Source organism: Methylobacterium sp. WL6, from assembly GCF_008040095.1.
Taxonomy (GTDB): Bacteria; Pseudomonadota; Alphaproteobacteria; order Rhizobiales; family Beijerinckiaceae; genus Methylobacterium.
On the sequence record NZ_VRVH01000138.1, the window covers coordinates 1 to 11,564 of the forward strand.

9 protein-coding genes are annotated in these 11,564 nt (G+C 73.2%); 3 read left to right on the forward strand and 6 right to left on the reverse strand.

Annotated features, from left to right (window positions below; all coding sequences use genetic code 11):
• Positions 1–159 precede the first annotated feature (159 nt).
• The gene (rimM, locus tag FV230_RS17140; RefSeq protein WP_147727556.1) at positions 160–690 is read left to right on the forward strand and encodes a ribosome maturation factor RimM; all 531 of its coding nucleotides are present in this window, start codon (positions 160–162) and stop codon (positions 688–690) included.
• Positions 691–723: 33 nt separating this feature from the next.
• On the opposite strand, the gene FV230_RS17145 is transcribed toward rimM, so the two are convergent.
• A complete protein-coding gene (locus FV230_RS17145; RefSeq protein WP_147843259.1) occupies positions 724–3,030 on the reverse strand; it encodes a PAS domain-containing protein in 2,307 nt (768 codons plus the stop codon).
• A gap of 5 nt (positions 3,031–3,035) precedes the next feature.
• Entirely contained in the window at positions 3,036–3,842 is an 807-nt protein-coding gene (locus FV230_RS17150) for a Crp/Fnr family transcriptional regulator (protein ID WP_147727551.1), read from the reverse strand.
• A 156-nt stretch (positions 3,843–3,998) separates the two neighbouring features.
• Here FV230_RS17150 and FV230_RS17155 point away from each other — a divergent pair, with 156 nt between their 5' ends.
• Positions 3,999–5,060 carry an MBL fold metallo-hydrolase gene (locus FV230_RS17155; RefSeq protein ID WP_147843260.1) on the forward strand — a complete coding sequence of 354 codons (1,062 nt, stop codon included), beginning with the start codon at positions 3,999–4,001 and terminating at the stop codon, positions 5,058–5,060.
• A gap of 54 nt (positions 5,061–5,114) precedes the next feature.
• Here FV230_RS17155 and FV230_RS17160 read toward each other — a convergent pair whose 3' ends face one another.
• The 4 genes from FV230_RS17160 to FV230_RS17175 all read right to left on the reverse strand — a co-directional run bounded on the left by FV230_RS17160 (position 5,115) and on the right by FV230_RS17175 (position 10,178).
• Complete coding sequence (locus FV230_RS17160; protein ID WP_246694893.1) at positions 5,115–5,933, reverse strand: EamA family transporter; 819 nt, start codon at positions 5,931–5,933, stop codon at positions 5,115–5,117.
• 70 nt (positions 5,934–6,003) lie between these two features.
• Positions 6,004–7,317 (reverse strand): ATP-dependent protease ATPase subunit HslU, encoded by a 1,314-nt coding sequence (gene hslU, locus FV230_RS17165; RefSeq protein WP_147843262.1) that lies wholly within the window; start codon positions 7,315–7,317, stop codon positions 6,004–6,006.
• Entirely contained in the window at positions 7,314–8,399 is a 1,086-nt protein-coding gene (locus tag FV230_RS17170) for a hypothetical protein (protein ID WP_147843263.1), read from the reverse strand. The genes hslU and FV230_RS17170 overlap by 4 nt, the downstream gene beginning before the upstream one ends.
• A 108-nt stretch (positions 8,400–8,507) precedes the next feature.
• Positions 8,508–10,178 carry a methyl-accepting chemotaxis protein gene (locus tag FV230_RS17175; protein WP_147843265.1) on the reverse strand — a complete coding sequence of 557 codons (1,671 nt, stop codon included), beginning with the start codon at positions 10,176–10,178 and terminating at the stop codon, positions 8,508–8,510.
• A 261-nt stretch (positions 10,179–10,439) separates the two neighbouring features.
• On the opposite strand from FV230_RS17175, the gene FV230_RS17180 reads away from it, so the two are divergent.
• A partial coding sequence (locus tag FV230_RS17180) for a hypothetical protein (protein WP_147843264.1) occupies positions 10,440–11,564 on the forward strand: 1,125 nt, incomplete at its 3' end.

Genomic DNA, 11,564 nt, shown 5'->3' on the forward strand with positions numbered 1-11,564 from the left:
TTTACACCCACACGCCGCCAAACCCCCCCGGCGCTGGTCGGGGGGGCTCGGAGTGGTTTATAGCGCCGCGGCGCCATCGCGCCCGGCACCCAGACCTCGCCGCGGCCCAAGCCCGCGGCGAAGCCGGCTCCCGCCGCGGTCGATCCGAGCCTCGTCGTGATGGGCGAGTTCGGGCGGGCGCAGGGGCTGAACGGTGAGATCCGCCTGAAATCCTATACCGGCGACCCGCAGGCGATCGCCGGCTACGGCCCCCTCGTCGCGGCCGACGGCCGGACGTTCGAGCTGACGAGCGTGCGCCCGGCGCCCGGCTCCTCGCCCGACCTGCTGATCGCGCGGGTGCGCGGCGTCTCCGACCGGACCGGCGCGGAGGCGCTGAACCGGACCCTCCTCCACGTCCCCCGCGAGCGCCTCGGCGACCCCGATGAGGACGAGGTCTTCACCGCCGACCTCGTCGGGCTGCCGGCGATCGATGCCGCCGGCACCGTGCTCGGCACCATCGTCGCCGTGCCGAACTACGGCGGCGGCGATCTCCTCGAGATCAAGCCCGCGCAGGGTGGCGCCACCGCGCTGCTGCCCTTCACCAAGGCCTTCGTTCCCGAGCTCGACGTGGCGGCCGGGCGCGTCGTCGTCGCTCCACCGGAGGATTTCTTCGCGCCGCCCGGCCCGAAGCCCGCGGACGATCCGGGCTGAGCGGAGCCTCGGCGTGCCGGGCGGCGATCCGCCCTACGCTTCCATCAAGCCGCTGAGCGGCGCCGTGACCGTGCAGGTGACGCCGGTTTCCGGGTAGGCCAGCGCCACCGCGCCGCCGATCGCGCCGACGAGGCCGCGCTCGATCAGCCGGGTGCCGAAACCCTTGCGGTGCGGCTCGACCACCGGCGGACCGCCCTGCTCGCGCCAGAGCAGGTGGATCACCGCGCCGGGCCCCTCGCCGGCGACGTGCCAGCCCAGGGCCACGCTGCCGCCCGGCACCGAGAGCGCGCCGTACTTGACCGCGTTGGTGGCGAGCTCGTGCGCCATCAGCGCCAGCGACAGCGCCGCCTTCGGGCCGACCGCGAGGTCGGGGCCGGACAGCCGGAACCGCTGCGGCCCGCCGTCGTCGTGGATGCTCAGCGCGCCGCTGAACACCGCCTCCATCCCGGCGCTCTCGCTCTCGCCGGAGAGCAGGATGTCGTGCGCCTTGCCCATGGCCACGAGACGGGCCGACAGGGCCTCGCGCGCCGCGTCCAGATCGGTGACGTTGCGCAGGGTCTGCGTCGCGATCGCCTGGACCAGCGCCAGCGTGTTCTTCAGGCGATGGCCGAGCTCGTGGTGGAGGATGTCCTGCTGCGCCGCGGCGCGCTTGCGGTCCTCGATGTCGCTGATCGCCACCACGGCGCCGATCGTGGCGCCGGACGGGTCCTTCACCGCCTCGCCGACGATCTCGATCCAGCGGCGCGACCCGTCCGGCCGCTGGTAGTGCGCTTCCAGCTCGGCATGGTCGACCTCGCCCGCGGTGAGGCGGGCGAGCGGGTAGTCCTCCGGCGCCACCGGCGCCCCGTCCGAGCGGAAGGCGCGGTAGGCGCCGTAGCCGGCACGGTCTTCGGCGTAGAGGGTGGCGTGGCCGAGGATGCGCTCCAGGCGCGAGTTGCCGAAGACGATCCGGCCGCTCGGGGCCTCGGCCAGCAGGATGCCCACCGGCATGGTCTGGAGCACGGTGTCGAGCTGCGCCTGGTTCTGGCGCAGGCGGCGCTCGGTCTCGTTGCGCCGGGTGATGTCGAGCATCGCCCCGATCATCCGCACCGCCCGGCCCGCGCCGTCGCGGATGATGTAGCCGCGGTCGATCACCGCGGCGTAGCTGCCGTCGCCCCGCCGGAAGCGGTACTCGTCGGTCCAGGTCTCGGTCGCGCCGTCGATCGCCGCATGGATGCTGCGGGCGATCCGGTCGCGGTCCTCCGGATGGATCTGGGCGAGCCACCAGGCGCCCTGCGGCGCGACGTCCCCGAGGTCGTGGCCGTGGGCCAGCATCAGCGCCTCGTTCCACCGGACCTGGTCCGCGACGAGGTCCCAGTCCCAGATCGCGTCGGTGGTGGCCCGCGCCGCCAGGCGATAGCGCTCCTCGGTCGCCTTCAGGGCGAGGTCGGCGGATTTGTGCTCGGTGATGTCGCGGACGGTGCCGATGAAGCGGACCGCGACGCCGTCCTCGAGGATCGCCCGCCCGCGGGCGGCGATCCAGCGCTGCGCGCCGGTGTCGGCCGCGATCACCCGGTAGTCGATGTCGAGCGCGCCGGTGCCGGCCGGGTCCATGGCCGCCCGGACCGCCGCGTCCGCGCGCTCCCGGTCGTCGGGGTGCAGGCCGCCGAGATAGGTCTCGGCGTAGGTGACCGGGCCGCGGGCCGGCACGCCGAACAGGGCGCGCACCCGCGCGTCCCAGCGCAGCTCGCCGCTCGCGAGGTCGAAGTCGAAGATGCCGATGCCGGTGGCTTCGACTGCGAGCCGCAGCTGCTCCTCGGCCAGCGCGCGGGCGGCGAGCGCCTGCTCGCGGTTCTCGATCGCCCGGCGCAGCTCGAGCTGGACCATCACCTGGCGCGCGAGGGCGGCGAGCGTCGCCATCTGCCGGTCGGTCAGCCCTTCGGGGCGCGGGACGGAGTCGATGACGCAGAGCGTGCCGAGGGCGAAACCCTCCTGCGTGTGCAGCGGCGCGCCGGCATAGAACCGGATCTGCGGATCGCCCGTGACCAGGGCGTTGTCGCGGGTCCGCGGATCGCGGGTCAGGTCGGGGATCACCAGGATGCCGTCTCGGCCCAGCGCGTGCGCGCAGACCGATTGCGACAGCGGCGTCTCGCACGGGTCGAAGCCGATGCGGGCCTTGAACCATTGCCGGTCCTTGGCGACGAAGCTGACGAGCGCGGTCGGGGTCTCGCAGGCCTGCGAGGCCAGCAGGACGATGTCCTCGAAGCCGGCCTCGGCGGGCGTGTCGAGGATGTCGTAGGTGTCGAGGGCGGCGAGACGCGCGTCGTCCAGCGGGTCGTCCGGCGTCGGTGCGGCGGTCATGGCGCTCAGGCCGCCCTTCCCTGCGAGGGCTGGCCGGCCGCGGACCCGCCGGCCGCGGCCGGGTCGACGGCCACCAGCGTGCCGTCGTCGCGATAGACCGCGCCGAGCACCTCCTCGAAATGACGGCGCACCCGGTCGTGGCACTCGCAGGCCGCCCGCTCCAGGGCCGCCCGGTCGCGGATGGCGATGCGGCCGCGCGACACCGCGATCATCCCGCGGTCGTGCAGGCCGCGCAGGACGCCGGACAGGTAGGTGCGGCGGACGCCGAGCATCTCGGCGAGCACGTCCTGGGTGATCGGCAGCACGTCGGTCGAGAGCCGGTCGTGCAGGGTCAGCAGCCACTTGGCGGCGCGCTGCTCGATCGGGTGCAGGGCGTTGCAGGCCACCGATTGCAGGAGCTGGGCGATCAGGCAGTCGGAGTAGCGGGTGAACAGGTTGCGCAGCGTGCTCGACGCGTGCTTGGCCGCCTGGAGGCGCCCCGCCTCCACGCGCAGCCCCGGGCCGCCGATCTGGACCACGGCGCGGCTGAAGGCCGGCAGGTAGCCCTGGCTGACCACGCCGCCGACCGCGCCCTCCCAGCCGACCGTCGCGGTCTCGGTCATGCGGCCGTCGAGCATGGTGATCGCCAGGGTGACCACGGTGTGGTCGCACGGGAAGGTGACGTGCGAGACCGGATCGCCCGATTCGAACACGATGTCGCCGCGCGCGAACTCGGCCGGCTCGGCGTAGGGCGCGATCAGCGCCCGGTCGGCGGGCTGGAGGGCGCGCAGCAGGAGGTTCCTGCCGAAGGACGTAGCGGCGGTGACGGCCATGGCGGGGCGGTTCGTTTCCCAGGTGCAACAAGGCCATAGCGCAGCGCGAGGCCGCCGTCTGTTCACAAGTCGAAGTTCGCGCAAGTTTTCGATGACGGCCGGGCCGGCATCGGCATCCGCTTGATTCCGGGGCGGCGCCGGCCATGTGATCACGGCATGAAACGGCGAAGCCTGCTCACGGCCGCGAGCGCGGCCACGGTGATGACCCTGGGCGGCGTCGGCTACGCCGTGCACAGGCGCGGGCGCAACCCGTACTACCGCGGGCCGGAAAGCGACCACTTCGACGGGGTGCGGTTCTTCGCGCCCGGCCAGGTCGCCGACAAGGCCCTGGCCGACATCCTCCGCTGGAAGGCCGAGCGCGGCGGAACGGCGTGGCCCAAGGCCTATCCGAGCCCCTTCCCGGCCGACCGTCCGCCGGAGCGCGTCACGGGCCTGCGCATCGTGCTGATCGGGCATGCCAGCTACCTGGTGCAGGTCGCCGGCCGCAACATCCTGATCGACCCGGTCTTCGCCACGCGCGCGAGCCCGACGCGCTTCGCGGGCCCGAAGCGGGTCAACCCCCCCGGCATCGCCATGGCCGACCTGCCGCCGATCGACGCCGTGCTGATCACCCACAACCACTACGACCATCTCGACGGGCCGAGCCTCGCGCGAATCTGGCAGGCGCACCAGCCGCTGGTCGTCGCGCCGCTCGGCAACGACACGATCCTGCGCGGCTACGACGACACGATGCATGTCGAGACCGCCGACTGGGGCGGCTCGGTCGATCTCGGCGACGGGGTGGCCGTCCACCTGACGCCGGCCTACCACTGGTCGGCCCGCGGGCTGAACGACCGGCGCATGGCCCTGTGGTGCGCCTTCGTGCTGACCACGCCCTGGGGCGTCCACTACCATGTCGGCGATACCGGCTTCGGCGACGGCGCGATCTTCCGGGACGTGCGTGCCCGCTTCGGGCCGCCGCGGCTGGCGACCCTGCCGATCGGCGCCTACGAGCCGCGCTGGTTCATGCAGGCGCAGCACATGAACCCGGCCGACGCGGTCGCCGCCCTCGACCTGCTCGGAGCGACCCAGGCGCTCGGCCACCATTGGGGCACCTTCCGGCTCACCGACGAGGGCATCGCGCAGCCGGCCGAGGCGTTGGACGCGGCGATGGACCAGGCCGGGCAGCCGCGCGCGCGCTTCCTCGCGCTGCGGCCGGGGCAGGTGTGGAAAGGCTGACCGCGGACGAACCACCCGCGTCGGTCACGGTGGAGACGCCCTCCCGATCGTCCGTCAGGCGGTCCGCTCCGTCGCGCTCGCCTTCCGGCCACCGGCGGTGATGCCGGCGGAGGCCGCGATGACGCAGCCGATCGCCAGCCATTGCAGCAGGGACAGGCGCTCGCCGAGCAGGATCAACGCCGCGAGCGCCGCGACCGCCGGCTCCAGGCTCATCATCACCCCAAAGGCCTGCCGCGTCAGCCGGCGCAGGGCCACCATCTCCAGCGAGTACGGCAGCGCGCTCGACAGCACCGCGATCCCGAAGCCGAGCGCCAGCGTCTCGGGATCGAGCAGGGCGGCGCCGGAGCTCGCCAGGCCGAACGGCGCCACCACGATGGCCGCTGCGAGCATGCCGAGCGACACCGCCTGCCCGCCGTCGACCCGGCCCGCGCGCTGCCCGAACACGATGTAGAGCGCCCAGGCCAAAGCCGCGACGAGGGCGTAGGCCACACCCGCCGGGTCCAGGCCGCCGGCCTCGCGCATCGGCAGCAGCAACCCGAGCCCGAGCACCGCGAGGCCGATCCAGGCGAAGTCGGCGGTTCGGCGCGAGGCCGAGAGCGCGACCGCGAGCGGCCCGAGGAACTCGATCGCCACCGCGGGCCCGAGCGGGATCGTGCGAAGCGCCAGGTAGAAGGTCAGGTTCATCATCCCGAGCGCGGCGCCGTAGAGCGCGATGATCCCGGCCTCGCGTAAGCTCAGGCTCCGCCGCCACGGCCGCCACACCGCGAGCAGGATCAGGCCCGAGAAGCCGACGCGCAGGCTCGACACGCCGGCCGCGCCGACGATCGGGAACAGGCTCTTGGCCAGGGCCGCTCCGCTCTGGAGCGAGACCATGCCGGCGACGAGCGCGACGACGGGCAGGAGCGTCGCCGACGCGCCCGGCCGTTCGAGGCCGCGCACGGCGCTACAGGATGAACCGGCTGAGGTCGGCGTTGGCCGCCAGGCTCTCGACCCGGTCGCGGACATAGGCCGCGTCGATCGCCACCGTCTCGCCCGAGCGGTCGGTGGCGGTGAACGAGACCTCGTCGATGACGCGCTCGAGCACGGTCGAGAGGCGCCGCGCGCCGATGTTCTCGACCGAGCCGTTCACCTCCACCGCGACGCGGGCCAGCGCGTCCACCGCGTCGTCCGAGAAGGCCAGCGTCACGCCTTCCGTCTGCATCAGCGCCACCGTCTGCTTGAGCAGGCTCGCCTCGGTGGAGGTCAGGATCTGCTTGAAGTCCTCGACGGTGAGCGGCTGCAGCTCGACGCGGATCGGCAGGCGTCCCTGCAGCTCCGGCAGCAGGTCGGCGGGCTTCGAGACGTGGAAGGCGCCCGAGGCGATGAACAGCACGTGGTCGGTCTTCACCGGCCCGTGCTTCGTCGTCACCGTCGTGCCCTCGATCAGCGGCAGCAGGTCGCGCTGCACGCCCTCGCGGGAGACGTCGGCCGAGGACCGCCCCTCGCGGGCGCAGATCTTGTCGATCTCGTCGAGGAAGACGATGCCGTTGTCCTCGACCTCGCGGATCGCCTCGCGGATCAGCGCGTCGTCGTCGACGAGCTTGTCGGATTCCTCGGCGAGCAGGGGCGCGTAGGCGTCGCGCACGCTCATCCGGCGCGGCTTGCCCTTGGCGGCGCCGAACGCCTTGCCGAACATGTCGCCGAGGTTGACCGCGCCCATGGAGGCGCCCGGCATCCCGGGGATCTCGAACATCGGCAGGCCGGAGGACGGATTGCCGGCGAGCTCGATCTCGACCTCCTTGTCATCGAGCTGGCTGTCGCGCAGCTTCTTGCGGAAGCTGTCGCGCGTCGGCTGGCTCGCGGTCGGGCCGACCAGGGCGTCGAGGATGCGGTTCTCGGCCGCCGCCTCCGCCTTGGCCTTGACCGCCTTGCGCTTCTCCTCGCGCACGAGCCCGATCGCCACCTCGACGAGGTCGCGCACGATCTGCTCGACGTCGCGGCCGACATAGCCGACCTCGGTGAACTTGGTCGCCTCGATCTTGAGGAACGGCGCGCCGGCGAGCCGCGCGAGCCGGCGGGCGATCTCGGTCTTGCCGCAGCCGGTCGGGCCGATCATCAGGATGTTCTTCGGCGCGACCTCCTCGCGCAGCGGCCCGGTGAGCTGCTGCCGGCGCCAGCGGTTGCGCAGCGCAATGGCGACGGCACGCTTGGCGTCGTGCTGGCCGACGATGAAGCGGTCGAGTTCCGAGACGATCTCGCGGGGGGAAAACGTGGTCATCGGGCTCCGATCGGGTGCGGCAGCCGGTCTGCCAGGCGCGCGGGCAGGCCGCGCAGGACGACGCCCCGCATCGCGTGCCAGCCGGCGCTGAGCAGCAGGACGAAGGCGCCGAGCGCCAGGAAGCTCAAGGGGGCGGCCCGGTTGCTGAAGCCGGCGTCGCGGATCAGGGTTCCGAACGCGATCCCGGCATAGGTCAGGCCGGCCACGAGGATGGCGCGCCGGTCGGTGACCAGCGCCACCAGCGCCAGCAGCAGCACCACGCCGAGCACCAGGATCGCCGAGACCGTCGACGGCGCCTCGGCGTTCCGGAGGACCGTGGCGAGCATCGGATGCACGATCAGCGGGGCGGCGAGCAGGTGCAGCCAGAACGCGATGTCCGTGCGCCGGGTCTGGCGCTGGCGGTCGCCGAGGTCGAAACGCATCGCCAGCGCGAAGACGGCGAGGCCCGCCGTGACCAGCAGCGCGCTGAAGGCGTCGGCATCGAGGGTGGGGACGAGGGCGAAGGCCAGCGCGAGCAGCGTGCCGGCGAGCGCGGCTGCGCCCGCCCCGATGGTGATCGGCACGGCAAAGCGCCGGTAATGCAGGGCGCAGAGCGCCAGGGTCGCGAGCGCCGCCCCGGCATAGGGAAGCGGTGCCGGCGCGCCCGATCCGCTCGGTCCCGGCAGGGCGCTGCCCCAGCCGATCGCGAGGCCGGCCATCGACGCGAGCGCCAGGAAGGACTCGACCGCGAAGATCGCCAGCAGGGCGATGCTCGGCAGCGCCATCCTGCGGCGGCGGGTGAAGAACTCCGCGAGCGCCCAGGCCAGGGCCGCGACGAGCACCCGGCTGCCCGTCTCGCCGAGGGTGTCGCCGGCCAGGAGCCAGGCCGCGCCCAGGAACAGGCCGATGCCGAGGGTGACGAAGATGTCGGCGAAGCCGGTGATGAAGCGCAGGCGCTCGTCGTCGTCCACGCGCTCGGGCACCGGCACCGCCTCCTCGCGGGCCAGCCGGTCCAGGGCCTCCACCTGCGCGGCGGTGAGGATGCCGCGGGCGACCGCGCGCGACAGGAGCGCGGGGTCGATCACCGGAGGGCCAGCGGGCACGGGGAGGGACGTCGCATCGCCCCGATCTAAGCGCGAAGCGGGACGCTTACCAGGGTCGATCGCGCCGCCGAGCGCGCGGCCGATCCGGCGTGCGATCCCCGGCCGGCGTCAGGCGGCGCGGATCTCGCCGACGAAGCCGGCGACCTCGCCGCCGAGGCCCTCGGAGCGGCGCGCGAGCTCGCCGGCTGCGGCCAGCACCTGCGCCGCGGCGGCGCCCGCCTGCAGGGCGGCGGCCTGGACCTCGGCCATGGTCTCGCTCACCGCCCGGGTGCCCTCGGCGGCGTCGCTCACGCTCCGGGCGATCTCCTGGGTGGCGAGCTGCTGTTCCTCCACCGCCGCGGAGACGCCCATCGCGATCTCGTGGACCGAGCCGATGGTGCCGCCGATCTCCTCGATCGCCGCCACCGCGTCGGCGGTGGCCTCGCGGATCGTGGCGATCTCGGCGGTGATCCGGTCGGTCGCCAGCGCGGTCTGGCCGGCGAGGCTCTTCACCTCGGCGGCCACCACCGCGAAGCCGCGTCCCGCCTCGCCGGCCCGCGCCGCCTCGATCGTGGCGTTGAGCGCCAGCAGGTTGGTCTGGCCGGCGATGCCCGAGATCAGCGAGACGACCTCGCCGATGCTGGCGGCACTGCGGGCGAGCCGCTGCACCGACTGCTCGGTGCGTCGCGCGTTCTCGACGGCGCCGGCGGCGGCGACCGAGGTCTGCGAGACCTGCGCGCCGATCTCGTTGGCGGTCGCGGCCAGCTCCTCGGTGGCGGCCGCCACCGCCTGGACGTTCATCGAGGCCGCGCCGGCGGCGTCCATGACGGCCTGCGACTGCAGGCTGGTGCGCTCGGCGTTGCGCGCCATCGCGCGGGCCGTCTCCTCCATCGTCCCGGCGGACGCGGCCAGGTGGCCGACGAGGCCGCCGACGCTGCCCTGGAATCGGTCGGCGAGGGTGTCCATCTCGGCGCGCTTGACGGCGCCGGCTTCCAGGCCGGCTTGGGCCTGGCTGCGGCGCAGGGCGTCCGCCTCGCCCATCGCGTCGGCGAAGGTGCGCATGCTCGCCCAGATCGCGCCGATCTCGTCGCGCGAGGGCTTCACCGCCGGCAGGTCGCGGTCGCCCTCCGCGAGGCGGCGGATCGCGGTCGACACGGCCCGCAGCGGCCTCGCGATCATGCGATGGCCGAACAGCCCGCCGATGAGCAGGCCGCCGAGGGCGCCACCGAAGGCCAGCGCCAGGAGCAGGCGCAGGCGCCCCGTGTAGAGCGCGTCGGCACCGGCGTTCAGGCTCTCGATGCGGTCGCGGTTGCGCATCACGAGGGCCTCGATCCCGGCCTGGAAGGCGATGCGGTTGTTGCGGTTCTCCTCGGTGAAGCCCTGCTCGGCGGCGGCCTTCGGCGAGACCTCGGTGCCGAGACGGGCCGTCTCGGTGCGGTGCCGTCGGAAATCCGCGGCGTCCTTCGCCACGCGGTCGAACAGCGCCCGGTCCTCCGCCGGCACCGCCGGGAGCCACTCGGTCAGCAGCGCATCGATCGCCGAGAGATCGCGGACGATGCCGCCGGCGTAGGTCCGCGCGGCCTGCGTGCTGGCGGCGGCGTAGATGCCGCGGGATTCGAGTGCGGTGTCGGTGGTGAGCCGGGTGAGCTCGGCCGCGAACAGCGCGTTCTCGGTGGCGTTCCGCGCGGCCCCGACCGACGCGTTGAAGGTCCGCAGGGTGTCGAGCCCGACGCCCGCGACCACGAGGGTCACGAGGCTAGAGGCGCCGACCAGTCCGATGAGTTTGCCGCCGATCGTCATCGCGTCCACGCCCCGTGCTTGCGTGGTCGAACCTACCCAGAGGTTGTCAAGGACCCGTTAAGCTTGCAACCCGCTCACCCCTGCACGGCCTCGGGGCGCGAAGCCGACATCCTCGATGCTTCGCCACCCTGCGGTCGAAGCTGCGAGAACGACAGCATAAACCCGCGGACCCGGCGGGCATAACCTTGACCGTTCCTTCGTCAGCCCGGATGAGTGGACCCTGCCGGGATCGATGATCGAGCCCGGTCCGGGGGACGTCAGATGAAGCGATGGATCGTGGGGGCCGCCCTGCTCGCCGGGCTGGCCGCGCCGGCTTGCGCCAAGGATATCGTCCTGCCGGCGAAGGAACCCGCCGTCACCGCGACGATGCCGGACGACTGGGACACCAGCGTCTACGAGACCGAGATCGCCTCCGTCTCGGCCGACGGCGACATCGTGGTCAACATCGCCACCGACAGCAAGGCGCGCCTCGACGCGCTGATCAAGGACAGCAAGGCCTACCTGACCAAGAACAAGGTCAAGCTCGTCGGCAAGCCGACCGAGCAGACCATCGACTTCAACGGCACCCCGGGCCAGGTGCAGCGCTACCAGGCGACGGACAAGAACGGCAAGGCGATCATCGACTTCGTCACCCTCGACGCGAGCCGGAACCGGGTGGTCCTGCTGACCGTGTGGGGCTCCGAGGACGACCGCCAGACCAACGGGACCGCCCTGGACGCGATCATGAAGAGCGTGACGGTCCCGGCCGGCGGCGGAGGCGGCGGGTTCTGGTCCGGTGCCGCCGTCCCGTCCGGCAAGGCCGGGACGGGCAAGACGGAAGCCACCGCGCCCGAGGCGGTCAAGCCGCCGCCGGGGGCCGCCGCGGCGGCGCCCCAAGCGTCCGCTCAAGCCCCCGCTCAAGCACCCCCTGCCGCAGCGCCGGCCGCCACCCAGACCCTCGGGGTCCGGCGCGTGCTGTTCGTCACGCGGCCCTCGGACGGCTTCGGCGACGCCGACCCGCGCGCCGCGAGCCCCTTCCTGCCGAGCGAGAAGGTCATCACCTACATGGAGCCGATCGGCGAGACGCTGGTGCCGGTCGCCGGCGGCGACGTGCGGTTCGGCTTGGTCGTCGACTACGCGCTGCAGACCAGGGGCGGCGCGATCCTCGCGGGCCAGAAGGCCGTGATCGACCGGGAGTTCACCGCCGGGAAGGACGCCCTGCTGGACGGCTCCCCGAAGTTCTCCTTCCACGTCACACTGGGCATCACCGGCGTCGACCCGGGCGAGTACGTCCTCGCCTTCACGCTGCGCGACAAGTTCAGCGACCGCACGACCCAGATCGAGCGGCCGTTCACGGTGGCGGCGGCCCCGGCCACGGCCGCAGCGGCCCCCGCCGCCACCGTGAAC